At 59.2% G+C, this 23,317-nt stretch carries 37 protein-coding genes and 1 pseudogene; 19 read left to right on the forward strand and 19 right to left on the reverse strand.

What is annotated here, in order from left to right; genetic code table 11:
- Positions 1 to 11 precede the first annotated feature (11 nt).
- The 16 genes from E6W39_RS18925 (at position 12) to E6W39_RS19000 (ending at position 13,532) form a co-directional block, all read left to right on the forward strand.
- On the forward strand, positions 12 to 974 hold the full coding sequence (locus E6W39_RS18925) for a glycosyltransferase family 4 protein (RefSeq protein WP_267286701.1): 963 nt from the start codon (positions 12 to 14) through the stop codon (positions 972 to 974).
- The gene (locus E6W39_RS18930) at positions 971 to 1,597 is read left to right on the forward strand and encodes a hypothetical protein (RefSeq protein WP_141634528.1); all 627 of its coding nucleotides are present in this window, start codon (positions 971 to 973) and stop codon (positions 1,595 to 1,597) included. The genes E6W39_RS18925 and E6W39_RS18930 overlap by 4 nt, the downstream gene beginning before the upstream one ends.
- Positions 1,594 to 1,938, forward strand: coding sequence for a head-tail adaptor protein (locus tag E6W39_RS18935; RefSeq protein ID WP_141634529.1), 345 nt, complete (start codon positions 1,594 to 1,596; stop codon positions 1,936 to 1,938). The genes E6W39_RS18930 and E6W39_RS18935 overlap by 4 nt, the downstream gene beginning before the upstream one ends.
- Before the next feature lie 26 nt (positions 1,939 to 1,964).
- Entirely contained in the window at positions 1,965 to 2,348 is a 384-nt protein-coding gene (locus tag E6W39_RS18940) for a protein kinase family protein (protein WP_141634530.1), read from the forward strand.
- A 1-nt stretch (position 2,349) separates the two neighbouring features.
- The gene (locus E6W39_RS18945; protein ID WP_141634531.1) at positions 2,350 to 2,766 is read left to right on the forward strand and encodes a phage tail termination protein; all 417 of its coding nucleotides are present in this window, start codon (positions 2,350 to 2,352) and stop codon (positions 2,764 to 2,766) included.
- A gap of 8 nt (positions 2,767 to 2,774) precedes the next feature.
- Complete coding sequence (locus E6W39_RS18950) at positions 2,775 to 3,350, forward strand: phage tail tube protein (RefSeq protein ID WP_141634532.1); 576 nt, start codon at positions 2,775 to 2,777, stop codon at positions 3,348 to 3,350.
- A 47-nt stretch (positions 3,351 to 3,397) separates the two neighbouring features.
- A complete protein-coding gene (locus tag E6W39_RS18955; protein WP_141634533.1) occupies positions 3,398 to 3,703 on the forward strand; it encodes a hypothetical protein in 306 nt (101 codons plus the stop codon).
- Positions 3,704 to 3,798: 95 nt separating this feature from the next.
- Positions 3,799 to 4,065, forward strand: a complete 267-nt coding sequence (locus tag E6W39_RS18960) for a hypothetical protein (RefSeq protein ID WP_228718214.1) — start codon at positions 3,799 to 3,801, stop codon at positions 4,063 to 4,065.
- 9 nt (positions 4,066 to 4,074) lie between these two features.
- On the forward strand, positions 4,075 to 8,481 hold the full coding sequence (locus E6W39_RS18965; RefSeq protein WP_141634535.1) for a tape measure protein: 4,407 nt from the start codon (positions 4,075 to 4,077) through the stop codon (positions 8,479 to 8,481).
- Positions 8,478 to 9,296 (forward strand): hypothetical protein, encoded by an 819-nt coding sequence (locus E6W39_RS18970; protein WP_141634536.1) that lies wholly within the window; start codon positions 8,478 to 8,480, stop codon positions 9,294 to 9,296. The genes E6W39_RS18965 and E6W39_RS18970 overlap by 4 nt, the downstream gene beginning before the upstream one ends.
- Before the next feature lie 56 nt (positions 9,297 to 9,352).
- On the forward strand, positions 9,353 to 10,495 hold the full coding sequence (locus E6W39_RS18975; RefSeq protein WP_181799329.1) for a DUF5047 domain-containing protein: 1,143 nt from the start codon (positions 9,353 to 9,355) through the stop codon (positions 10,493 to 10,495).
- Positions 10,496 to 10,802: 307 nt separating this feature from the next.
- Positions 10,803 to 11,192: a hypothetical protein gene (locus tag E6W39_RS18980; protein WP_141634538.1), complete on the forward strand. Its 390-nt coding sequence runs from the start codon at positions 10,803 to 10,805 to the stop codon at positions 11,190 to 11,192.
- A gap of 9 nt (positions 11,193 to 11,201) precedes the next feature.
- Positions 11,202 to 11,891: a hypothetical protein gene (locus E6W39_RS18985; protein WP_141634539.1), complete on the forward strand. Its 690-nt coding sequence runs from the start codon at positions 11,202 to 11,204 to the stop codon at positions 11,889 to 11,891.
- Between the two features lie 11 nt (positions 11,892 to 11,902).
- On the forward strand, positions 11,903 to 12,892 hold the full coding sequence (locus E6W39_RS18990) for a glycoside hydrolase domain-containing protein (protein WP_141634540.1): 990 nt from the start codon (positions 11,903 to 11,905) through the stop codon (positions 12,890 to 12,892).
- Positions 12,889 to 13,248 (forward strand): hypothetical protein, encoded by a 360-nt coding sequence (locus E6W39_RS18995; protein ID WP_141634541.1) that lies wholly within the window; start codon positions 12,889 to 12,891, stop codon positions 13,246 to 13,248. Before E6W39_RS18990 ends, E6W39_RS18995 begins: the two co-directional genes overlap by 4 nt.
- A gap of 38 nt (positions 13,249 to 13,286) precedes the next feature.
- On the forward strand, positions 13,287 to 13,532 hold the full coding sequence (locus tag E6W39_RS19000; protein ID WP_141634542.1) for a hypothetical protein: 246 nt from the start codon (positions 13,287 to 13,289) through the stop codon (positions 13,530 to 13,532).
- Between the two features lie 51 nt (positions 13,533 to 13,583).
- On the opposite strand, the gene E6W39_RS19005 is transcribed toward E6W39_RS19000, so the two are convergent.
- The gene (locus E6W39_RS19005) at positions 13,584 to 13,775 is read right to left on the reverse strand and encodes a DUF397 domain-containing protein (protein WP_141634543.1); all 192 of its coding nucleotides are present in this window, start codon (positions 13,773 to 13,775) and stop codon (positions 13,584 to 13,586) included.
- An 11-nt stretch (positions 13,776 to 13,786) separates the two neighbouring features.
- A complete protein-coding gene (locus E6W39_RS19010) occupies positions 13,787 to 14,650 on the reverse strand; it encodes a helix-turn-helix domain-containing protein (protein ID WP_228718215.1) in 864 nt (287 codons plus the stop codon).
- A 188-nt stretch (positions 14,651 to 14,838) separates the two neighbouring features.
- On the opposite strand from E6W39_RS19010, the gene E6W39_RS44190 reads away from it, so the two are divergent.
- From E6W39_RS44190 to E6W39_RS39470, 3 genes are all read left to right on the forward strand, one after another.
- Positions 14,839 to 15,258 carry an ATP-binding protein gene (locus E6W39_RS44190; RefSeq protein ID WP_181799330.1) on the forward strand — a complete coding sequence of 140 codons (420 nt, stop codon included), beginning with the start codon at positions 14,839 to 14,841 and terminating at the stop codon, positions 15,256 to 15,258.
- A 226-nt stretch (positions 15,259 to 15,484) separates the two neighbouring features.
- The gene (locus E6W39_RS19020; protein ID WP_141634546.1) at positions 15,485 to 15,760 is read left to right on the forward strand and encodes a hypothetical protein; all 276 of its coding nucleotides are present in this window, start codon (positions 15,485 to 15,487) and stop codon (positions 15,758 to 15,760) included.
- 38 nt (positions 15,761 to 15,798) lie between these two features.
- On the forward strand, positions 15,799 to 15,936 hold the full coding sequence (locus E6W39_RS39470; protein ID WP_181799331.1) for a hypothetical protein: 138 nt from the start codon (positions 15,799 to 15,801) through the stop codon (positions 15,934 to 15,936).
- Positions 15,937 to 16,263: 327 nt separating this feature from the next.
- Here the strand turns inward: E6W39_RS39470 and E6W39_RS19025 are convergent, their stop codons facing one another.
- The 17 genes and pseudogenes from E6W39_RS19025 to E6W39_RS19090 all read right to left on the reverse strand — a co-directional run bounded on the left by E6W39_RS19025 (position 16,264) and on the right by E6W39_RS19090 (position 23,290).
- Positions 16,264 to 16,833 (reverse strand): DUF4406 domain-containing protein, encoded by a 570-nt coding sequence (locus E6W39_RS19025; protein WP_181799332.1) that lies wholly within the window; start codon positions 16,831 to 16,833, stop codon positions 16,264 to 16,266.
- Entirely contained in the window at positions 16,826 to 17,089 is a 264-nt protein-coding gene (locus E6W39_RS39475; protein ID WP_181799333.1) for a nucleotidyl transferase family protein, read from the reverse strand. Before E6W39_RS39475 ends, E6W39_RS19025 begins: the two co-directional genes overlap by 8 nt.
- Positions 17,082 to 17,357 carry a hypothetical protein gene (locus E6W39_RS19030; protein ID WP_141634548.1) on the reverse strand — a complete coding sequence of 92 codons (276 nt, stop codon included), beginning with the start codon at positions 17,355 to 17,357 and terminating at the stop codon, positions 17,082 to 17,084. The genes E6W39_RS39475 and E6W39_RS19030 overlap by 8 nt, the downstream gene beginning before the upstream one ends.
- Complete coding sequence (locus E6W39_RS39480) at positions 17,344 to 17,511, reverse strand: hypothetical protein (RefSeq protein ID WP_181799334.1); 168 nt, start codon at positions 17,509 to 17,511, stop codon at positions 17,344 to 17,346. Before E6W39_RS39480 ends, E6W39_RS19030 begins: the two co-directional genes overlap by 14 nt.
- An 84-nt stretch (positions 17,512 to 17,595) precedes the next feature.
- Entirely contained in the window at positions 17,596 to 17,787 is a 192-nt protein-coding gene (locus E6W39_RS19035; RefSeq protein WP_141634549.1) for a hypothetical protein, read from the reverse strand.
- An 11-nt stretch (positions 17,788 to 17,798) separates the two neighbouring features.
- The gene (locus tag E6W39_RS19040) at positions 17,799 to 18,407 is read right to left on the reverse strand and encodes a hypothetical protein (RefSeq protein ID WP_141634550.1); all 609 of its coding nucleotides are present in this window, start codon (positions 18,405 to 18,407) and stop codon (positions 17,799 to 17,801) included.
- Complete coding sequence (locus E6W39_RS19045) at positions 18,404 to 18,760, reverse strand: hypothetical protein (RefSeq protein ID WP_141634551.1); 357 nt, start codon at positions 18,758 to 18,760, stop codon at positions 18,404 to 18,406. Before E6W39_RS19045 ends, E6W39_RS19040 begins: the two co-directional genes overlap by 4 nt.
- A gap of 138 nt (positions 18,761 to 18,898) precedes the next feature.
- Complete coding sequence (locus E6W39_RS19050; RefSeq protein WP_141634552.1) at positions 18,899 to 19,660, reverse strand: hypothetical protein; 762 nt, start codon at positions 19,658 to 19,660, stop codon at positions 18,899 to 18,901.
- Positions 19,657 to 19,884, reverse strand: a complete 228-nt coding sequence (locus E6W39_RS19055) for a hypothetical protein (RefSeq protein ID WP_141634553.1) — start codon at positions 19,882 to 19,884, stop codon at positions 19,657 to 19,659. Before E6W39_RS19055 ends, E6W39_RS19050 begins: the two co-directional genes overlap by 4 nt.
- Positions 19,885 to 19,920: 36 nt before the next feature.
- Positions 19,921 to 20,526 (reverse strand): toprim domain-containing protein, encoded by a 606-nt coding sequence (locus tag E6W39_RS39485; RefSeq protein WP_181799335.1) that lies wholly within the window; start codon positions 20,524 to 20,526, stop codon positions 19,921 to 19,923.
- 37 nt (positions 20,527 to 20,563) lie between these two features.
- Positions 20,564 to 20,704 (reverse strand): annotated as a pseudogene (locus tag E6W39_RS44195) (CHC2 zinc finger domain-containing protein); the annotation flags it as partial.
- Between the two features lie 76 nt (positions 20,705 to 20,780).
- Positions 20,781 to 21,134 carry a hypothetical protein gene (locus tag E6W39_RS19070; protein ID WP_141634556.1) on the reverse strand — a complete coding sequence of 118 codons (354 nt, stop codon included), beginning with the start codon at positions 21,132 to 21,134 and terminating at the stop codon, positions 20,781 to 20,783.
- The gene (locus E6W39_RS19075) at positions 21,131 to 21,358 is read right to left on the reverse strand and encodes a hypothetical protein (protein ID WP_141634557.1); all 228 of its coding nucleotides are present in this window, start codon (positions 21,356 to 21,358) and stop codon (positions 21,131 to 21,133) included. The genes E6W39_RS19070 and E6W39_RS19075 overlap by 4 nt, the downstream gene beginning before the upstream one ends.
- Positions 21,358 to 21,783 carry a DUF6197 family protein gene (locus E6W39_RS19080; protein WP_141634558.1) on the reverse strand — a complete coding sequence of 142 codons (426 nt, stop codon included), beginning with the start codon at positions 21,781 to 21,783 and terminating at the stop codon, positions 21,358 to 21,360. Before E6W39_RS19080 ends, E6W39_RS19075 begins: the two co-directional genes overlap by 1 nt.
- Positions 21,780 to 22,061 carry an endonuclease VII domain-containing protein gene (locus tag E6W39_RS19085; protein ID WP_141634559.1) on the reverse strand — a complete coding sequence of 94 codons (282 nt, stop codon included), beginning with the start codon at positions 22,059 to 22,061 and terminating at the stop codon, positions 21,780 to 21,782. The genes E6W39_RS19080 and E6W39_RS19085 overlap by 4 nt, the downstream gene beginning before the upstream one ends.
- Before the next feature lie 134 nt (positions 22,062 to 22,195).
- Positions 22,196 to 22,333, reverse strand: a complete 138-nt coding sequence (locus tag E6W39_RS39490; protein ID WP_181799336.1) for a hypothetical protein — start codon at positions 22,331 to 22,333, stop codon at positions 22,196 to 22,198.
- 114 nt (positions 22,334 to 22,447) lie between these two features.
- On the reverse strand, positions 22,448 to 23,290 hold the full coding sequence (locus E6W39_RS19090; protein WP_141634560.1) for a DnaB-like helicase C-terminal domain-containing protein: 843 nt from the start codon (positions 23,288 to 23,290) through the stop codon (positions 22,448 to 22,450).
- Positions 23,291 to 23,317 lie beyond the last annotated feature (27 nt).

Below are 23,317 nucleotides of genomic sequence, written 5' to 3' on the forward strand. Positions count from 1 at the left end.
GAGGTTCGCTAGTGCGCGTACTCGCGGCAGTTCATTGGTATGTACCCCTGCACAATGGCGGGGCTGAGGTGATGCTGCACACGATGTTGCGCGCACTGGTGGACCGCGGACACGAGGTTCATGTCCTGGAGTCTCGTCCGCCGCTCAATGAGCGGTACCGGCATGACGGATACGTCGTTGACGGCACTCAGGTCCATCCTCACCGGGATAAGGAAGATCTCCCGGAACTCATGGCGGAATCGGATATTGTCGTGACGCATCTGGAGAACACGGCACGGGCCGTGATCCTGTCCCGATGGATGCAGAAGCCATGCTTCGTCGTGCTTCACAACGATCACGAGAACACCCGGTCGTGGTCGAGTGCACAGGATGTCTGGCAGGTCTATAACTCCGAGTGGCTCCGGGACGAGCTAGGCCCGACTGCTCAGAGTCTGATCGTGCGTCCGCCGATCCTCTCGGAGGAGTACAGGACGACTCCGGGCGAAGCGGTGACCCTGGTCAACCTCAGCCCGGAGAAGGGTTCAGGCGTCTTCTACGAGTTGGCCGCTCGCATGCCAGAGACACGGTTCCTTGGCGTGGTCGGTGCCCACGGGGACCAGGTCCGTCGGGACCTTCCTAACGTGACGCTCGTTGAGCACCAGGACCCGCACGCCATGCGTGAGGTATACGCCAGGACGCGTGTCCTGCTGATGCCGTCCGACTATGAGTCTTGGGGTCGTGTCGGTGTCGAGGCTATGGCGTCCGGGATCCCAGTCATTGCATCCCCAACTGCCGGACTGACAGAGTCACTTGGGCATGCTGGAGTCTTCGTCCCGCGCGATGATCTCGACGGTTGGGAGTCGGCGGTGCGCCGGCTTCAGGATGGCCGATCCTGGCGGGCCGCGTCCCGTCGGGCGAAGGCCCGGTCGAACGAGCTTGATGCCCACCGCATCGAGGATCTTGCGGCGTGGTGCGACGCGGTGGAGTCGGCATGAGTCTCCCGATCCTTGCCCAGGTAGCCGATGTGCAGGCCCGCATGCCGCGGGCTCTGACGACGGAGGAGACGACACGAGCCGGCGTGCTCCTGGTCGACGCGTCCGCACGGGTCCGAGCGCACGTCCGCCAGACGATCAGCCGGACACAGACGACCGCCATCATCCCGCCGAATGACAACCAAATCGTTTTGCCTGAGCGCCCGGTCATCTCTGTGGACGCGGTTGCCCGCGTCAACGCTGACGGCAAGAGCTTTATGCCGTATTCGGTGTGGACTTTCGATGGCCGCGATACGCTCATGCTCGGTCCGCCGAGTGCAATTATCAATGCGCCTCAGGTCTGGACTGACATGGACTGGTTTTGGCGAAACGTCACCTATCAGATCCAGTACACGCACGGCTACGCGACGATCCCGGATGACATTGTGGGAATCGTCGCCTCGATGGTCATGCGAGTCATCATGGCTCCGGGCTCTCCTGGAGTTCAGTCCGAGACCATCGGCGGATACTCCTACCGCATGATGGACGGATACCCGACCGCCATTGTCACGCTGTCGACCGACGAGGCCAAATACCTGACGCGCGTTTATGGCGGCCGGCGCAATCGGACGATTGAGCTGCGATGAGCCTAGATCAGATCCTCTCAATCCCCATCACCATCCAGCGGGCCGGCTCCACGCCGGACCGCTACGGCAATGTCGGGCTGGACTGGTCGACTCCAACCAGCGTCACCGTGCTCGGTTGGCTCGACACCAATCAGCGCAAGATGAAGGAAGACATTCGGGATCGCGACGAGCTAGAGAGCGACGGGAATGCCTTTCTTCCGGCCGGGACCGACGTCCGCGGCACAGATCGTCTCGTCATCAATGGCATCACGTATCAGGTGTACGGGATCCCTGCCCCGGTCTACCGGCCGGGCTGGGGCCTGCATCACGTCGAATGCCGAATCAAGCGGTACGCGGGATGAGCCGATTTCAGCTTGACCGGTCTTGGGTGACTGAGGAGCTTTACCAACAGGCCGAGCTAGTCGATCTCGTCAATGATGCCGGTGAAGCCGTCAAGGGCGAAGCCGTTCGGCTCGCCGACCGAATTTCTGTCACTGGCGAGTTCCGCGATTCAATCCAGGGCGAGCTACTGCGAGCCAAGAATGGTGCCCCCTTCTACCGCGTTTGGTCTGCCGATCCTGGCGCCCTTGCGATCGAGTTTGGCACCGCGAAGGGCAACAAACCTCACCGGATTCTCGGCCAGGCAATCGGGAAGTGGACCGACGTAAACATGACTAGGCATCCGGCGGTTGACCGAAAGCGACGTCAGCGCAAGGTCGAGAAAAGCATTGATGCCTGGGTTGCTGCCGCTCTGAAGAGTAGGGGGAAGTGAGATGACGGAACCCGCGCTCTTGCCCGACGTTGAAGAGGTATTCACGCAATGGCTGACAGCACAGAGCGCCCTGTCTGGCGTGATCGTGTGCACCAGCCTGCCCATTACGTATGACGGAAGTCAGAGAGTTGTGCGGCTCGACCGTATCGGCGGAGCCGCTGATTACCTCATGCGCATCGACCGGCCGCGGCTCGATGTCGACTGCTGGGGCCCCAGCAAGGCCGCGGCGTCTGACCTTACGGCGCTGGTGCGCCGGCTTCTCCTGGTCGACCTGATTCAGGGAGCAAATCTCTCCCAATGGTCGTGCTCAATCTCCGACGTTCGAGAGGACGTCGGCCCCCAGTATCTCGATGAACCCGATTACCCACCAGCCGGCCGCTATCTGATGCAAATCACGGCCGTGGTCCATTCGGCCTAGGAGGCTATATGGCTGTCACCGGCCAGACTACATCTCAGATTCGAGTGGCCGGCACGGGCCACCTTTATATTGCCCCTGTCGGCACTGCTGCCCCGACTGACGTCACCACCGCATGGGGCGCCGGATGGCAGGATCTTGGTTTTACCGACGAAAGCGGCGTGGTTGTCGGCAAGAAGGATTCTTGGGATTCCATCAATCTGTGGCAAACCACTGTACCGGCTCGAATGGTCCCGAAGTCTCGCGCCTTCACGGCGAAGTTCACGCTTGAGCAGATCAACGCCGTCACGCTGCCCCTGTGGGCCGGCGGTGGCACTGTCTCTACCAATGGTGCTAGCGGCTATCTCTACACCATTTCCGAGACCCTGACTAGCTACGAGAGGGCTCTTGGGATCGAGTGGACTGATAACAACGGCGCTATCACTACGCGCATCATCATCCCGCGAGGTCAGGTCAGTGACACCACGGATATCACTCTGACCCGCGATAAGTCCGCGAGCCTGGGCATTACCTATGACGCCCTTGGGATTGATGGCGTGACTCCGCTGGCCTACTGGTACAGCAATGACCCGAACCTGACCCCCTGATCTATGCCTGCAAACGCAACGCTTGACATCTGACGAGAGGACTCAACATGGTTTTTGACATCAATGCTGCCCGTGCTCAGCGACTTGAGGCGCACGGTGCTTCCTTCGAATTTACGATTGATGGCGAGACTTTCGCCCTTCCGACTGAGCTTGACGTGAGCGCGCTTAGCTCGATGAAGACTCTCGACCAGTCGGATCTGAAGGGGGTTCTGGGCGTCGTCATGGGCGATGCTGCCGCGGTCGAGCGGCTTTTCACTCACAAGCTGAGCGTGCAGGACATTCGGGCTCTGCTTGATGCGTGGCGCGCTGAGACTGGTGCCTCAGTGGGGGAAGGCTCGCCCTCTGCGAGCTGATAGACCAGCACGCAGAGGCTCTTGAGGTCGATCTACTCCGTCACTACGGAGTAGATATCTACGCCTACCACCGCGGCGAGATTTCTACTCGCCGCATGCTCAATCTGATCCGCCGCCTTCCTGCGGATTCTGAGCTTGCCAAAGAGGCCCACGGCATCACGCCGGAAGAAGCCTCCTGGTCTCGCACCGATCACCTTCTGGCGATCGTTGCCGACCATCTTGCCGTCTCCAATTGGCTCTTTGCTTCGGCGCATTCCGAAGACGCGCCTGAGCGGCCTATTCCGATCTCTCGTCCCGGGCCTGAACCCGAACCAGTTGCCGCTTCGTCGACCGCCGATCAGGCGGCCTTTTTTGCATCGTGAGGTGATTCCATGGCTGGCGGTACGACTGCCAGATCAGCTGGCGTTGCCTACATCGATCTGGCGGTTGGCGATGCTCAGGCACTGATTGACGGCATCACTCGGATTGTCCGTCAGGCCGCTTCCACGGCTCAGGAAGAGCTGAGCCGTGGCTTTGATGTCTCCGGCAACGTCGGCTCCTTTCAGGCCCTGGTCGACGCTGCCGCTACGGCGTCTGCTGACGCCGCACAGAGCATCACTGGTGCGCTTACGGGGGCCGCTCAGGAGTCGTCGACCAGTATTGGCGACAGCATCACCAATGCCGTCTCTGAGGCTGCTACAGCAGCCAGTGAATCTCTCGTTAGCACTCTGGGAGATGCCGGCCGACAGGCCGGGGAACAGATGGCGTTGAATTTTGAGGAAGCCACCCAAAATTTTCAACTCACCTTCTTCGATGAAGAGGACATTGCACGGGCGACAGAACAGGCGCGGCTAGCCGCCGAACGCGCGGCGGATGAGTTCGCCCGCGTGCTGAGCATGCAGATGTCTCATGACTTCGATGCCTCGAACGCCTCTCTCGGAAGTGTTTTCTCCAGTTTCCAGCTTCAAGGTCTTACCAATGACGTTCGTGGCTTCACTGACGCCTTGACCGGTGGCCTTCGCTTCGCGGCCACTGGGATATCTCAGCTCCGCGAAGATCTCGGGTCCTCAATTACTGGCGGCCTAGAGTCCGCTCGATCGACCATGCTCGCGCCTCTTAGGACGCTGACCAGCACGATTGATGGCGCACTAAAGTTCGCTGGTCTGAGCGGTGGCGAAGCCGGCGGCAAGGCCATGTCCGAGGCCTTCAGCGAGTTCGGAAAGGGAATCACCTATTCCGTCGGCTCCTGGGGAATCGGCTTCGCGATCGGCAACTCGATCTCTACGGGGATCTCCTCCGCACTGAGCGCGGCCAAGTCCGCAATCTTCGATTTCAACTCTCAGCTTCAGTCGGCCCAGATTTCTTTCGGCACTCTGCTGGGATCTGATTCCGCTGGTTCGGCCATGCTGAACCAGATCAAGCAATTCGCCCTGTCGACGCCATATCAGTTTGGCGATCTGATCGACGCCTCTCAGAAGCTTCTCGCCCTTGGCATCTCCGCCAACAACATCATTCCTGATCTGCGTGGTCTGGGTGACGCAACTTCTGCTCTCGGCGGCGACTCCGCAAAGCTCAACGGAGTCGTGCAGATTTTCGGCGAGATGCAATCCAAGGGCCAGATCATGGAAGCCAATATCCGAGAACTTCAGATTCGCGGTATCCCGGCTCTCCAGATCCTCGCCAATGAGTACGGCGTCTCGACCACCGAATTTCAGAAGATGGTCAAGTCCGGCAAGGTCATGGCGGATGACGCGCTTCCCCGGCTGATTGACGGCCTTGAGAAGGGCACGAAGTCGACTCAGGCCATGGGCGGCGAGATGGCGAAGCAGTCACTCACCTTCAAGGGCTCGATGAGCAACCTGAAAGACGGCTTGACTCAATTCGCAGCCGGCGCCGGGAAGCCCGTCTTCGACCTTGTCAACAGCTTGACTGCGAAGCTTGCGAATTTTGCCTCTGGCCCAAAGATGCAGAGCTTGGTTGCTCCAATATCGAAGGATATCGCTGCCGGCCTCAAAGACTTTGTGGGCTGGCTAGACAAGCTTGGCGGGTACCTGATGCGAGCGGCACCGCTCGTTAAGGACCTGGTACACAACTTGGTCGAATTCTCGATCCTAAAGCAGGTCTTTCAGGCCGTTGGCCCTGTTCTCCTTGCGGTCGCTCAAGCCATCGGCGCCATCGGCGCCAACAAGACGGCAGCGGAAGTTATTGCCGACTTGATCGAGGGCTTCATCTTTCTGAAGGGTGCTCAGGAAGCTTGGAACGCGGTCATGGCAATCACGGATGCCCTGATGGAGATGAACCCTCTCGGGCTCCTTGTTCTGGGAGTCTCCGCGCTTGTCATCGGCCTCACCGCGCTCTATCAGCATTCGAAAACCTTCCGGGACATCCTCGCCGATATCGGCGGCGTTGCAGGGGTTGTCTGGTCGGCCCTGGTTACCGGGTTCGACTTCGTCAAGGGCGTCGTTGCGGATGCCTTCGGATTCGTAGAGCGCATTTTTAAGAGCATCTTCGATAGTGGTCCAGCCCGCGGTTTCTTCTCTTGGCTCTCGGCTCAGTTCAGCTTCCTCCGAATGGTTGTGGTTGCCGAGATTGGCCTTGTAGGCGCCATCTTCGCGTGGCTCTACGGGAACGTCTTTGCCCCGATAGGTTCGGCGATCGTTGCAGCGATTCAAGGAGTCGGAGCTGTTTTTGTCTGGCTCTGGAAGAACATCCTCTCGCCGGTCGTTGATGGAATCTGGTTTACCCTACGGCTCTTGTTCGTGATCGTCACGACGCTGATCGTGACACCATTCCTCATTGCTTACCACCTGCTAGAACCCCTCTTGAAGGCGCTGTGGCACTCTTTTTCGTTTGCCTTTGGCGAAATCGGAAAGCTTGCCGTCTGGCTCTGGAAAAACGCGCTTAAGCCGGCATTCGACTGGATTGGCGGGCTATTCAGCGGTCAGCTCTCAGCGGCCATTGTGAGGTTCTGGCGCTCGGATGTCGAGCCCGCGTTCCGCGGTATAGGCGAGGCCGGAACTTGGCTGTGGAAAAACGTTTTTGTCCCTGTGGGTCACGGCATCTCCGATGTCTTGTCGTGGATCGGAGATGGAGCCGTCTGGCTCTGGAAGAACGTGCTTTTCCCGGCCTATGTCGGTATAGCGGTCATGATCGGCGCTCTAGGCGCCGTCTTCGCGTGGCTCTGGCAAAATGCGATCGGACCGGCCCTCAGCGACATTGCTGACGGGGCTACATGGCTCTGGAAGAACGCACTAGAGCCCGCTTTTCACGGGATAGCTGATAGCGCTCAGTGGCTCTACATCAACGTCCTGAAGCCTGTTTTCGACGGGATCGGAACGGCGGCAAAGTGGGTCTACGACAATGCCCTCCACCCCGTCTTCGACGACTTCGTCCGCGGGTTGCAAACTGTCGGAGACTGGGCCAAGAAACTCTATGACGACGACATCAAGCCTGTCTTCGACAAGATCGGCTCCGTAATATCGGGAACGCTGAAAGACGTCAAGACCGGATTCGATACTGCGGTCTCCGGAATTAACGCAGCCTGGTCCGGACTGGTTGACGACCTAAAGGGCCCTGTCTCATTCCTGGTCAATACTGTTTATACCAACGGCATTGAAGAGGTGTGGAATTACGTAGCCGACAAGGTCGGCATCCCCAAACTGCCGGACGCTCCTCACTTTGCGACTGGCGGCGTGGTCGACGGACCGCAGTCCGCCGGCGACTGGATTCCGATCTATGCCACGGCCGGCGAAGGCATCCTGACCACTGGCGAGATGGACGCCCTCGGCGGTCCATCCGGATTCCGTGCACTCCGAGCGATGCTCGGTGGTCGCAAGGAGTCCTCCGGAGATGGTCACTTCAATGACGGTGGCATCGTCGGAACCCTCTGGGGCGGCATCAAGTCGGTTGTCAGCGCTGCGGGTTCAGGGCTCGGCTCACTTGAGAGCTTTGCAGATCGGATCGTCACAGGCGCTCTGCAGAGCGTTGCGAAGGACATGCTGAAGCCGGTTCTGGGCGAGCTGGGCGACATGATGCCCGGTCCCTCGACCATGCTGAAGAGCTTGGTCACCGGGATTCCAAGTGCCTTGATAGACAAGCTCATCGGATGGTTTGGGCAGAAGGATAAGACTGATCAGGCGCAAGCCTCTGCCGGCATCCCGACTCAGGTTGCGAGTTGGATCGATGAGGCAGAACGGTATGCCAATGTCGGATCCGACTGGACTCCTGGCCTTGGCACGATAATCCACTATGAGTCTGGCGGAGATCCCAATATCGTTCAGCAGATTCAGGACGTTAACTCCGCATCGCACGACCCGGCGCGCGGGCTCATGCAGACGATCATGGCAACTTTTGAGGCCTATCGGCTGCCGTCCTTGCCGGACAACGTATTCGATCCGGTGGCCAACATCGTGGCTGGCATCAGGTACATCCTGGCCCGCTACGGTTCCATCCGGAACGTGCCGGGCCTCAAGTCGCTTGCCGCTGGCGGACCCTACGTTGGATATGCCACCGGGACGAACTCGGCTCCGCCCGGTTGGGCATGGGTCGGGGAGCAAGGGCCGGAGCTACTGCGGTTCTCTGGTGGAGAGGCTGTCATCCCTGCCTCACGGAGCCTCGATCTGGCTAAGCGGTGGTCTGCTCCGCAGTACTCGGCGCCGGCTTCCGGCGCTGTCGCTTCGGCTCCGCCGATCGTCAACGTGTTCATTGATGGCGAGAAATTCGACGGCCGAATTCGGGTCCAGATCGAGGACAACAACAACCGTTTGGCTCAGATCCTGAATGGGGGTGTCATCGCGTGACGCTAGTCATTACTGGCATTCCTGTTCAGGCTCTGGCCTACATCTCTCTGAACGTTACTGGGCTTACAGGATATGACACTGTAGCCGTTCAGCGCACCAACGCTGATGGCTCTCAGGTCATCGTCCGATCCTGCAACTACATCAGTACTGGTGGCGCGGATTCTTGGGCTGGATTCGACCTCGAAGCCAGCCTAGGGGTCGTCGTGAGCTATACCGTCATCGCACAGACTCACAATGGCGATGGATCGATCACAACGGCCACCGCCTCAAGCGGTGGCCTGATTATTCCGACGCAAAACGGTGTTGGCTGGCTGAAGAACTTGTCTCAGGCTGCCCTGAACACTCAGATCAGCCTGCAAGCACTTTCCGACGTCAAGACGGATCCGCGGATTCAGGTCTATCCGGTCATCGGTCGGAAAAATCCCGTAGTCGTCTCTGATGTTCGTGGAGGCCGGACGGGAACTGTCAGCCTGATGACGACGGGATCGACGGACTATCAAGCTGTCTCAACGCTGCTGGCGTCCGGATCGACGCTATTCCTTCAGGCAACACCAGCAGACGGATTCAGCGACATGTATTTCGTGGCCGGCTCCGTGACGGAGCATAGGCCGGCAGCGCAATCGACGGACTACACGAGGATCTTCAATATCGACTTTACTGAGGTCGACTCGCCTTCTGGCTCGCTTACCTCGATCCCTGGCAACTCTTACGCCGCGGTCGTTTCGTTCGGCACCTACCAAGCGCTTTTGAACGACCGGACAACGTATCTGGGCGTCCTTAATACGCCGTGGGGCCTCGGACCCGGAGGCAACTGATGCAGCCGGTCTCAAGTCGATTCCTCACGGCCCTTCGAGGTCCGTATGTCAGGATCGTGACGGCAGATCTCTACTACAGTCAGGCGCTAGTTCTCTCGGGCCTTCCCATCGTGGATGGATCCATCACGGTGGATAGGACAAGCAAGACTCGGAGATCTGGCACGGTGACAATTGGAGATCCGAAGTTCTTTCCAACCTTCGCCAATTCGCCTCTCGCGCCGTATGGCGCGGAGTTGAATATCAAATGGGGCATCGCCTATCCGGACGGAACGACCGAGAGTGTCAGCCTTGGCTGGTTCCGCATCGAGGATGTAGACCAGGAGACTGCCCCCGGGCAGTCCAATGGCGGGCTGCCCATCGTTCAGTTTTTTGACCGGTCTCAGGCCGTCGACGTCGCTTCCTTTCTGGATCCAATCGACCGTGGCGGATGGGCCGTCAAGAGTCTCATCACGAATCTGATTCAGAACGTCGTTCCGTATGCCGGAGTCAGCATTTCTTCAGGTCTGGCCGATGGAACTGTCCCCGGTGGAGTCACCTTTGATGGGTCCCGTTGGGATGCCGTCACGGCATGCGCCGGATACCTCTTGGCGGACGCCTATTTTGACGTCTCGGGCAATTTGGCCGTGGTGCCTGTTCCGAGTCTCTCTCAGTCAACTCCGGCCAGTGCTGCGGTATGGACGATGGATGCAAGTACGCCAGCAGCAATAGCTGCTGGCGCGAGTCCCACCGGCGTCCTGGTCAGCGCCAAGCGGACTGTTTCCCGCGCCGGCGTATACAACGCCGTTTCCGCCTACGGCGCGACGACAGGAAGCGCTGCACCGCCTACCGGTTATGCCGCGGACACGGATCCTCGAAGCCCCACTTACTTCGGACCTTCGCCGAACTATGGCAATCCGTCGACCAGTTCCGCATTCGGCGCTCAGCTCTACCGATATCAGAACAACCTACTGACTACATCGGCCCAGTGTCAGGCCGCAGCTCAAACCCAACTACAGAACTTCCTTGGCCTGGCTCGGTCCTTGTCCTTCACGGTGTGCCCCAATCCGGCTCTTGAGGCCGGAGACATCATCAAGGTGATCTATCCGGATGGGAGGACGGAGCTTCACTTGCTGGACTCGTTCACAATTCCTCTCGGGCCATCGGCCCAGTTCAGTGGCTCGACTCGAACTCTCACCTATCAACTGAGCGGAGGGACGTAATGGCACCCTCCAGGAGCGTTCAGAGGCTTGCCAAAGCAATTGCCCGCAGTCCTCGAAATAGTCCTGTAGCAGCCGGCGTAGACGGCTCCATGAGGTTCTATAGTGCCACCTTTCAGGGCACGGAGACTGTTGACAGTAACTTGTCTCGGATCACCATCGGAGGCAACAGCTTCCGCTATGTTCCGCGCCTATCGGGCGCATGGTCTTCTCCGCCGAATCCTGGCACGACTCTTCTCGTCGGCTCCCTGAGGGGGAGCCTCATCATCCTTGGCGCCCAGGCGGGCGATACGAGTAAGGCGACATATCCGTGACCACTCCTGTTCCGCCCACTAGTTGGACTCCCCTTACCAGCTACGACAACTTCAATCCTCCGATCCCGACTAATCTCGATCCGAACTGGACCTACCCGGACTACGTCCTCAATGGCATTGAGCCGGCGGTTACCGGAGTTCCGGCAGACAATCCCAACTACCCGACCTTCAGGATCGGGCGAATCATCGGGCAGGGATCCGATACCGGTACGTGGATGATTCGGACGTGGGACGGCTGGCTTCTGGACAACGTCCTTCCTCATGCCTCTTATGAGGCTGGTGATTTCGTCCTTCTCTTGGCCTGTGGCACTTGGGTCGTTGATCTCGGCCAGCGAACCTATCTGCCGGCGGTCCCATTGATTCCTGCTTATGTCCCGACCAGCTAAGGAGCATGAGTGTCTGCGAATACCCCGAAGTCTGGTCTGACCTACCCTTCGCTCTCTGATCCGCCAAATGTTCCTCAGAACATGAACACGCTGGCGACTCAGCTTGATGGCATCGTCATCCCGAAGTATGCGAGTGCATCCGCAATGACTGCGGCGAATGGAACTCCGGCCGCCGGGGACATGTGCTATCGGACGGACCTCAAGGCGTATATGACCTACGACGGATCCGTCTGGACCCAGGTTTCAAATACTGGCTGGCAGACATGGACTCCGACTTGGTCGACGTCGACCGGTCTTCATCTTCCCTCGTATGGGAATGCAACGGTTAGCGCTAGCTATCTTCACGCCTGGCGATCATGCTTCTTCAACATCTACATCGTGTTCGGGTCGACCACCAATTTCGGATCCGGTGCAACCACGTCAGATAACTGGCATTTCAGTCTGCCACCAGGAATCGCGCCTGGCCCCAATTTCAGCAGCGGCGCCGTTTTCCCCGGGTCCTGTTGGGGCGGCAGCGATGGCGCGCGCGTGCCTTGCCATGGCTGGATAGATAACACTAACAATTTCATCCTCAATGTGGATGGGATGCGAGTTGATGGAGCCGCCACGGGCAACGGAGCTATGGACTCTCTTACTCCGTTCACCTGGGCCTCGGGCTACATTCTTCAGTTCTCCGGCGTCTTCGAAACTACAACCTAAGGAGACCCAGCATGGCCCTGATGGGTCTTGATATCGCGTGGGCTCGACCGAGCAACGCGGACATTCTGAGTACCGGCGCATGTTTTGTGGCGCGTTACCTCAGTCCTGACGACACGAAGAACCTCACCGCGGCGGAAGTCCAGGGCTACCCGCCCGACGGAATTTCGATCGTGGTCGTCTGGGAGTCGACTGAACAGCGAATGCTCGATGGATACGCGGCTGGCGCCGCAGACGCTCAAGCCGCCGAGAATCAGCTGAAGGCCGTTGGCCTTCCTGACTCGATGCCGATCTATTTCGCATGTGATTTCGATGTCCAGGGCGGACAGCTCTCAACGATCAACGACTATATGCGTGGCGTCAATTCAGTCATTGGCCTCGGTCGTTCTGGATTCTATGGCAGCTATTACGCCGTTGAGAATGTTGCCGCGGCTCCGGCCACGGCAACCTATTTCTGGCAGGCTGACGCGTGGTCCGATAGTAAGTGGAGTGGCCACGCGAATATTCGCCAGGATGGCGGTACGGCCCTGGGGGGGTCTGCCGATATCGACCACGCGATGACTGACGACTATGGGCAATATCCGCGGTTCGTGGCCGCTCCTGTGCCGGCCCCACTGCCGGCACCCACTACCTCGCTTGGAGATGATGAGATGGCGGTTTTCTCGGAAGGTCCACTTCCGGAGGGTTTCGCATCCGATATCAAGGGCAACGAGATCGACCACTCGAAGGCTCGCGTTATCAGCTTGCCGCCGAAGAATAGCGGCTCCGCTGGTTGGGGCGGCGTGTGGCTTTCGTTCGCCTGTGACTTCGCCACCGTGCGTCTTCGCGTTGCAATCTGCAACGCGGCTGGCCAGTTTCGGATCAACTTCTTTGATTTCACTCCGGGGAAGCGTGTGAGCGTCCCCATTTTTGATGGCGACCAGTACGTGAGTGTTGGTCGAGTTCAGGGCTTCGGCGATGGCGCGGAGCCGGTTGGCTATCTGATTGAGGCGGTAAAGAAGTGAACCTTGTTGACCTTCTGACTGTGGCCCTGGCCAGCGTCCTGGCGCACAACGGACTTCAGGTCCTGGTCTCCAAGCTGACCGCGGTTGCTACCGCGGTCGACCAGGGCGACGTCAAGACTCTGGCTCACGACGCTCACGGCGTCGTCGACTGGGTGGAGACTCACGATCCAGCTCTGGCCAAGTCTGTTGAGGCTGAGGCAGCACAGCTGCGTGCTGCCGCTGTGGACGAGATCGAGCGTGCTCGGCACGCTGCTGCCGAGGAGATTCGCAAGCTGGCGGCCGCGGTGGAGTCGGCGGCAACTGCCCTTCCTGCGACTCCCGTTGACCCGCCGGCAGCCCCTCCGGCGGCTAGCTGATGGGAGAGCCTGAAACCTCGATCGTCACACTCAGGGACATGTATGACGTCATGATCTCTACCCGTGACACTGTCCGGGATCTGAGTGCCGCCATGGGCGGCACGACTGCCCGGGTGGATGATCACGAGACTCGTATCCGAGGACTCGAAGCTGATCGGTCCAGCTACCTCACTGAGGACGACATGAAAGACCGATCCAGTCACAGCCTCATGCGCACCGCGACTGTGGCAGGCATCGTGTCCACGGCCCTGGGCGTGGTCGAGTTCCTGATTCTGCATCACTGAGCCAAAGACAAAGCCCCCGCCTTCCGGCGGGGGCTCTTTTGCGTTCGAGGCTCACGCGAAGTGATCGAACTCTCCGGCCTTGACGCCAGCGATGAAGGCGGCCCACTTGGCGCGATCGGTCGTGACGATGACGTTCGGGTCATCGCTCTCGCGCATCACGATCGCGCCGTTCTCGCCCGTGGCGACCTCAACGCAGTTTCCGTTGTTGCTGGCACTGAATGACGACTTCTGCCACTTGTACATGAACTACCCTTTCAGAATTGCAACAGAATGGCCTGAATCAAGCCCCATGAGTTTCGATGGGGAGACTCGGGCCGCGCCGGCGGCGAGGAGACCTGCGCCAGCTGGGCAAAGGTCGACCGGTAGCTTTCAAGCTCTTGAGGCGCCGTCAGATACTCTACCTTGCTGGGATGGTCAACCCCTACGGTAGCAAGCTTCAGGTTGCCAGGACTACAGATGAAGAAGCTTGACGGATAAGGGCTGGACTCATCAACCGCGAAGGGCATCACTTGAATGCTGATTGCCGGATTCTCAGACATGTCAAGGAGATGAATGAGCTGTTCCCTCATGGTCCTGCGCCCAGCAAAAGACATCCTCAGCGCGGCTTCGTGAATGACGAAATCACATTGCGGCGCGGCCGATTCAAGGAGGATTCGTTGGCGTTCCTTGCGGAACTCCAACGCCCGATCCTCGCCACCCTGATCAAAGCGGTATTCGTAGATCGCCTCTGTATAGCCGGGCGTTTGAAGCAAGCCCGGAATGTGCAAGATCTCGTAGCTCGCTATGTGTCGACTGGTGCTCTCCATCTCGGCAAGATCGAGCGCATGCCCCGGCATGGCACCGCTGTACTCGCTCCACCAGCCGCTGCCGTCCTGTGAACCCAGATCGATCAGGGCTCGAATGAACGGTTCATCGTTGCACTCGTAACTTGCAAGGAGCGCCTTCACCCGATCGGGTGAAACGCCGGTTCGGCCAGCCTCAACGTGGGAGAGCTGAGGTGCCCCCATGCCGATCACCGCACCAGCATCCTTCAGGCTGAACCCTGCTGACTCGCGCATCTGTCGCAGCTCAGCGCCGTAACGCCGCTGTCGCTCCGTGATGGTGGTTCTGAGCCCCAACGCTGCCTCCCCTCACTGTTGCAGTCTCCCTGTTGAGCCGCCCTGTACGCCAGTTGGTGTCAAGGGCGAACACTAGATCAACGATGCTGGTTCCTCGGAGTGGGTTGCAAGGTTGCACCTGACTGCCCTACCGTCTGTGGCAGGGCGCTTACGCCATGGGTGCCCATCCGATGCGGCGGAGGACACTCATGCCTGCTTCTCTCGTTACCGAGCCCAGAGAAGATCACTGGCTCGACTCAGATCGGTTAGCGCCAGCTACCGCACGGCGTCGAACCTCCGACTTTCTGAGCGCCTACGGCCTTGACGCCCTTCAGGGCGACGCCATTACCGTGGTCTCAGAGCTCGTGACCAACGCGGTGCAATACGGGTCGCCGCGCCTTGGACGCGTCCTACTGACTCTGCGGGCCCCCAATCGGGAGCAACTGCACGTCGAGATAAGGGACTTCGGTCCTACTCCCATCCCGGAACCGCGTGATGCGGCTCTCGACGATGAGGCCGGCCGCGGCCTACAGATTGTCTCAACTCTCGCTAGAAACTGGGGAGTTGACTACCGCGGCGACCACGGCAAAGTGGTTTGGGCCATTTTGGCTGATCAGCCCACCGAATGAAGCTCCGGCGCCTTCCGGCGCCGGTTGGATCCCACTCGTGACCCGGACCGGTCTTTACGGGTGAGATCCCTTTCTCCGCATCGTTCATCTCTCACCATGCGGAGAGCGCCCCGCCCGGGAACCCCTTCCCTGTGCATCCCGGGCGGGGCGCTAATCCATCACCTGGCTCAGTCAACTAGGCGCCGCTGCACGGGATTTGCCGGGCGACGCCCAGAAGGGATGTTCCATGAACGCTACGCTGACGCACCGCTTCCCGGGATACACGCTGACGCGCCCGTTTGACCAGTCTGCCGCCCTGCTCGATCTGCGTGCGCTCGGCCAGAAGCTCGACCGCCAGGCCGCAATCGGGGCCTCGAAGGAAAAGCTGGACGAGACGCTGTCCGTGATGAGCGAGGTGCACGGCCGAATCGTGGTGACGCTGACAGACGCCCTGATGCCCACGACGGAGCGTCGTTGGCACGCTAGTCGAGTCATCGACAGCGAGCTTCGCGCGGTTGCTTGATGGCAGACTTCGAAGGTCTACATGGGGAGTGCATCCACGTGCGCAACGCGCCCACCGGCGAAGTGGTGCTGTCGACCGAGAAGACTGCGGTTGCCATCGCTCCTGATGAGGCTTGGCGATTGGGGCAGGAGATCGTCAACCTGTCCTACGACCCTCGCGAAGGCCAGATACACTGACTGTGTTCCGTCTATCAGCCCTTAGCGGTCCAATGCCTGTGACCCTATAGGCAGATGGAACACAGAAGCCCCCGGCCATCAGGCCGGGGGCTTTATTTGTTGCAGTAGATCATCTATCAAAACAGAGGAGCGTCAGCATGGCGCAAGCCCCAATGCCGTGCACTTCATGCGTCGGCGGTCGGCAGCAGCAAACACGCGTGGTCCTACGGGTTCAGCCCGACGGGACGCAGATTCCTGACACCGAACAGGTCGAAGTACCGTGTTCCGTCTGTGGGGGCAGCGGCCAAGTGGCCGGCCCTTACACGTTCATGTGACACCCGAGATCGGCTATCCGTGCTGAATGATCCTCTCGTAGCAGATCATGTAGCCGATCGCATCAATGATCGAGTCTCGATGTCCCGGCGTCCCGATGAGCCGGGACAGCTTCAACTGCACCATGCCGATGGCGACTTCGAGTGGCTGAACCTCTCGGCCGAAGACGGCCGACCACTCCTTTGCAGTGCGCCTGAAATCATCGCTCGGATGGCCGTAGACAGCCTGTCGCTCCCCATTCCGGACGATCCTTGCCGCGGTCATCTCCGCCGGCTCTGTGGGGTCCGCATCGGCGTGATGGACGATCTCTAGCCCGAGAGCCTTCGCAACCAGGTACTCAAGGCGTGCGCCTTCAGAGTCCTGCCATCCGGGCAAGAGGAAGATCATGGATGCCTTCAGCAGCATCTGAACATCCGCCCGAATGTACTCCGAGATCTCCCGGCTTTGATCTCCGTCGAAGTTCTCGGCGGGATTGAGGACGACCATCCCGGACTGACGAAGGCTGTCCGCCACCGAGTTGAACAAGTCGTAGTTGAAGTTCGGCAGGCCCCTCATGGGGCCGGAGATGTAGACGGCATCAGGCAAAGTTTTCCCACCGATCGAAGTAGTCCGAAGTCGCGTCAAAAAGGTTGGGAATTCCGTCGATCGCATCGTTGATGGACTTGACCTTCTCCAGGCTCTCCGCGGTTGGCTTCGCCGCGTTGCCCTCATCGGGGTACGTGAGATGACATCGGCCGTCGGCCATATCCCCGAAGGCATCCGATATGAGCCGGAGTTCAGATTGCGTGAACTCCATGGTGTAGGTCGGCTCGGCAGGCTGGTCAGCAATGAACTTAGCCATGGTCAATCACCGTGATGTTCTTGATATTCGGCCACGCGGGATGCCCATCACGCTCGCCGGACATCGAGCCCTTGATGCCCTGGACCTTGACTCTGGTTACCGTGTGGCTCACACGCTCTCGCGTCTGGTAGCTCCAACGCTCCTCCTCGCACTCCTCGATGGCGAGGACTTCGCCGAGAACCATTTCAGAGCCGCTGCCATAGCCAGTCGGGTAGAAAACCTTGTCCCCGACCCCATACTCGTTCCCTCGCCAGTCAGTGAGTCGCATAGTCAATTACCTCCCGAACCTTCTTCTCGATCATCTCGACCATGCCGGCCTGTCGATATGCCTTATCGCCCCACCAGGATTCGAAGGCTTCCCAGACTCCGGGGCTGATCTCGTAATCGTCACCATTGATCAGCATCGCTTCGCGTTCTCCCATCTCCTTGCGGTTCGCATGAGCTGCCGGACAACGCCCGGGGCAACGCCCCGGGCGGTCCATTGTTCGATCAGCCGGCGGTAGCCGTCAGGCATCGCTCTTGGAGTGCTTGCCGATGAGCCAAAGACCGTAGTTCGCCAGGAAGACGATTCCGAACCACTTCCAGAAGCTCAGGACGTGCGGAAAGATCAGGTGGAGCATCTCAGCAACAAATGCCTCGACTCCGAAGACGATGCCAGCAGCGATGATGAAGCCGATAAGCCATGCAACGACCTTCAAGATTCCCCTCCTTAGACTGCGGCCGGCATGCGGCCGGCCTTCCGGCTTCCGGGCCCGTCGTGGTCGACGGGCGTGCGATTGATTCGCTCGTTGATTCGCTGAGTCAGGGTGTCGATGGCTCGATCAACCGCCTTACGGGCGGCATCAGTCGGGTATTCCTCGCCATCTCGGAATCGGCGCGTCAGTCGCATCTGATCCATGCCAGAAAGAGACTCAATAGCGGCATCGAGATCCCAGAGGGCAATGCAGACGTGCTCATGGACCAGGAGAGCCGTCCGATCGTCCGGTCCAGTAGGGACCGAAGTCTCTCGCAGGGACTCATCCCAATAGGCGTTCTCCAGAAGTCCTCGGACCTCAGCCGGCGTGTAGAGATATCGAGCCGATCGGACCGTGTAGTCATAGCGCTCTCGGGACGCATACCGCGTCGCCACGCGGGTCATGAAGGCGCCCATGAGGCCGGGATTCTCGGAGAGCTTCTGATGCATCTCGGGATGCTCAACGAGAGCCGTCAGGGCCTCCTGAGACAGATCCTCGGCTTCGATACCGGGCCACTTCCGGGCCACGTTCTTCCCGACTCGCTGAGCGAGGGAGTGAATTGCAGTCCAGTCGATCTCGGTCACTCGCTCACCTTCTCGAAGTTGTCGCCGAAGATGAGATCGAAGTTGCCGTGAGGGTCCCGGCCGATATATCCGAAGTCCCCATCCTTGTCTGCGGACCGGGATACGGCATCGATGGTGAAGGTCTCATAGCCATCGCTGACCTTGTCGCCTACGGCGTGCTTCGGCTCGCGGATGCGCTTGTAGTGGCTCTCATCTTCGAGCGATGAGGCAAGCGTGAGTGACGGGTGTCCGCCCGGACGGCAACATGCAACATACGTCAATCCGTCGCTTGCCTTGAACGGCTCGGATTCGACCAGAACAACGGTTTCAGTGGTGCTCCATTGGTACTTGCGACCGGCCCATGCCTCAGTCATGTTTGTGCTCCTTCGCGGGATGTGTTGAAGAGTCAGATCGATCGAAGTGACGTCACGGCTGTAATTCACTGCCGTTTGGCGAGCAATCCATGTTTCGCCCGGCAAAGCGGATTCTGTGATTTGCATCGGAAGAGAGAATCATCGATACTCCCTTCCTGCGACCGTGAAACGGCCGTTCTCGATGTAGATAACCTCGGGACGAACGCTTCGTCCGGTGACATGCAGCAAGCCAAATCCCTGCTGCCAGTTGGCAGCCCCAAGACCGAGATAGCCAGCCTTCTTCATGTCCATAAGATTGCCGACTTCCATAGCCCACAGGCGCTTTGTGCGCCCGTTGTAGCCTTGATCCCATGGCTCTAGTCCAGCTCGATGGGTGTGGCCGCAAACGACGGACTTGCCCGTTTTCTTGACCAGGCTCATGGCCGTACCAGCCGGCCGCGGGTTCACATTCACGCCCTTGTGACCGTGGGTCGAAATCCAGCCCGGAGCAACGTCGTAGAAAGTCGGTAGCGTCTCGATCTCGAACTCCTCGTGTCTCAGCATGGACTCGTAAGAGATGCCCTCATAGCCGTGGAGCCATGGCGTGTATCGCTTGACGGAATCCGAGACTCGGAGATCGTGGTTTCCTAGATGGCGCTTCCATTCGCCATCCCAGACGTTTCGGACCTTCGCCTGGATCTCGTGAGCCTTCTTCAGGTCTCGACCGAGAGTCTGATCAAACTCTGCCGCGGTGCCCTTGCTCCATCGGCTTGGGGGAGCAAAATCCATCCAGTCGCCGATGTCGACGATCGTGTCAGGCTGATGGTCCTTGATGAATGCAATGAGCGCGTTTACCGCTCGATCGTCTTGCTCGGGGATCTGAGTATCGGGCCAGATAAGGATCGTCTCGGTTCGAGTCACTCGGCCACCAACACAAGGCCAGTCATGTACTCCAGCGCCCGGATGGAAAGCATCCTTGCGGCATCCTTCGATAGGCCGGCTTCGATCGCGTCTACCTCGATCCCAGCAGCCATCTCACTGGCATATCGAACGCGTGTCCTGGTGTTGTTGGCCTGAAGGAAGAACTTGTCGTTGTACATATCCTCTTCCAAGCTGTCGATAAGTCGTGTGTCATCAGGCTTCAAGATGTGCTCCTTTGTCAAGCGTTGCGTTTCAGGGCGTTAAAGACCGAGCCTGCTTCGCAGGGCTTCTTGCCCGTGCTCTAGAACGTAAGAATTGACATCGTGCCCTTCGGGCATGAGGACTGTTCGAGCCGATGAGATGGCAGAGCCGACCCTGTGCGCCATGGCTTGGCCTTCTCCGGAATCGTCATGGTCTGCCAGGACGAAGACAGTGTCGTAGCCGCGGAAACACCGCGCCCAGAAGTCTTGCCATGCCTTCACTCCAGGGATTCCTACGGCCGGGATACCGGCCTGTGCCGCGGTCATCGTGTCTATCTCGCCCTCACAGATGGCGATGTATGGCGAGTCGATGTCGAGCGCTGGAGTGTTGAACATGCGCCGGCCGAAGCCCGATGGCCACAGGTACTTGTCATTGTGGATCGGCTTGCAGTCCTCATGGGTGATACAGCGGAATGCGGCTCCACAGATGCCGCCGAGAGTTTGGTACGGGATGACCAGGCGGCCTAGATACTGCTCATGTCCCGGAAAGGGGCCGGCGACGACCCCGAGTTTGAAGGATTGAGCGCTGCCCTCTGACAGGCCGCGCTTCGTCAGATAGGAAACCGCGGCGTCGTTGGACGGAAGAGCCGCCGCGTATCTCTCCACCGCTGAACCGTAAAGTTCCTTCAGCGAATTCGACGGCACTACGGAAATCGCAACCCTCCTCCTTCATGATGATTGCCCATGAGTCGCCGGAGGCGTCACAGACGAAACATTGAAAGTAGTTGGCTTCGAGATTGACGGAGGCCGATGGATTCCGTTCCCCATGGAACGGACATCTCATCTTCTGCCATCCCCATTCACGGACCGGCACTATCGCATCGGGGTGATAGTGCCGGATCACGTCTAGAATCGGAGGCTTAGTCGGTGACTCGCTCAAAATCGGCTGCCTTCATCCACCAGCGACCCGAGACGCCTTCGGCCTGAACGCAATTCTCGGACTCGATGACGACGATCTCAACAATCTCGCCCTTTTCGAATCGCGATCGGCTTGGATGATCCCCAAGAACTCGAACCATATCCCCGACCTTCAACGGACGTTCGGGGGTGGTCGGTTCCTCTTCCTCGCCCGGGATCTCGACCGAGATCACTCCATCAACGATCTCGATCGGATAGTCATTGCCGGAATGGCCGGAGGCCCCGTGAACAGCCTCCCGAAACCATCCGAGATCAGCAGTCGTCAGGTTGTCACCGAACAGGGCAATGGTGATCACTTGGAAGGATCCTCCTTCTCGCGCTCATCGAAGTAGACGCTGATTACCGCGTCGATCTTTGCCGTATCGATCTTCTCGGCCTTGATGTTCGTTGCCCCCTTGCTCACGCCGTTCATGTGGGCAACCATCATGCGCGCCAGACGCGCGCCGCCGGCAATAACGTGGGCATCAATGAGTTCACCGGGCTGGATTTCGTCGGTCCTGACTACCTTGTAGAGCGCCATTACTTGGCATCCTCCTTCTCGACCGCATCCGCGGTCTCTCGCAGAAGCTGGGCAACATCCTGAGCCGTGGGCTTTGCGTTGGCATAGCCATCGTCGTTCCAGTTGGCGATTACCCAGAAGGAACGATCAACATCGGTGGAATAGTAAAGCTCCGGATAGCGCCCAGACCGGACAATCTGATCAGCGATCGGCGTGGCCAGCCGAAGGAATTCTGGCGAATCAACGAAGCCGGAGACGACATAGTTGCCGAACTTGTCTAGCTCACCTGCGGTGTCCAAGACCGCGCCCATAGTGCAATACCCGAAGCACTCCACCTCGCCAGACTCATCGATAGCCGTGTGCTTCATCTCTCCCTCGTTCTTTCCAATTTTCAGGACGAGTTCAGCAGCCTTACGGTAGATCTCGGGCAACGTCTTCCCGGTCATGCTTGCTCCTTCTGGTAGTAGCGATCCCCGATGTGCTTTCGCGCCGGAGGCGCATCGAGATAGTCAGCAGCAGATCGGAGTACTTCAGGCTTGTCTCGCGCGGCCGTCAGAAGCCGCGAATTACACATGTTGCAGAGGAGCCCGCGGACAAGGCCTGTCCTATGGTTATGGTCAACAGCGAGTCGATAGCGGCGGACGCCGCGGCAGATAGCGCACCCGCCGCCCTGAGCGGCGAGTAGAGCGTCATACTCTCCGGCCTTCAGGCCGTAGGTCTCCATTACCCTCTGGGCGTGCCTGCCGCGGCTTCTAGCCGCCTTTCGGCACGTGGAGCAAGTATGGCCTCGGGAACTCGTAAAAAAGCGCTCAGCGCGATTCTTGCCGCACTTTCGACATGGCCGCGTAGCGGCACGGGTCACTTAGTGAAGCCCGTTCCGCGCCGACGGAGGCTCTTGAGCTTCGCGCGCTTGCCGGCGCGATTCTCGGTGAATGTCGGCTTCGCCGGCTTCATCAGCTTAGACATTACGTCGGTCATCCAAACCTGGTAATCCATGATGCTCCTTACTTGCCGAGTGCGAAGTGCCAGATGCAGTAGATGAGACCAACCCAGAAACCGATGGTCACTGCGGCAGCAGCGAGCCAGAGTGCCGCGTAAGCGGCGATGACCTTACCCAATGAGCTGCATCCTTTCCGGAATGTACGTAAGTCGAATGACGCTCTTTGCCGCGGGATCAGCCTTGCCCCCGCGGTTCTTCACCGCATTAACCCCAATGACCTGTCGTCCCGAATCGATATCGAGCTGATCGCTCGCATTGTGCAGAGTCAGGACGACTTCGGGGACTCGTCCAATCTGGCCTCGAAGTCCAGAGAGAGGGACGGGCACATTTCCATCGTTGTAGGGCCCCTGCACATGGTGCAGGGCGATGACTGCCGCACCGGATTCACGAGCGATGTCGTGGAGGAAGTTGCATCCCTCTTCAAGGGCGGCAGTATCAGTCGCGCTGCCGCCGAAATCAAGATTCGAGATGTTGTCCATCACGATGAGCTTTGGCCACATCCCGTAGGTCATGGCGTAGGCACGAAGCTCGTCCTCGACATCATCCGGGGTCGGCGACGACTTGAAGTCGTAGCGGATGTAGCTTGCCTCGGAAAGCTTCGCGTCGATCGTGTCGGTCTTGCCATGCAAGATTGCATTTCCGATGTCTTCGGTCCGCCATCCGGTCAGCATCGCTGCTGCCCGGACATACATCTCGAAGCGATCGCTATCGGCACTGAAGTAGTAGGTTGGCAGACTGGCTCTGGTAGCAATCGTCTGAGCCAGGACAGATTTCCCGATTCCCGGTGCGGCAGAGATCAAAGTGAATTGACCCTGGCGGATTTGGATGCCGGCTTCTTCGAAGCTCTGGAAGATGGTCGGGATCGGCTCACCAGCGTTGCCGCGCTGGTTTTTGGCTTGGACGAGGGTTTCTATGGCGTCTCCCTCAGGAAGAGCCTGCCCCTTTCGGGGCAGACTGTCAAGCGTTGCGTTTCAGATTAA

The organism is Kitasatospora acidiphila (assembly GCF_006636205.1).
Lineage (GTDB): Bacteria > Actinomycetota > Actinomycetes > Streptomycetales > Streptomycetaceae > Kitasatospora > Kitasatospora acidiphila.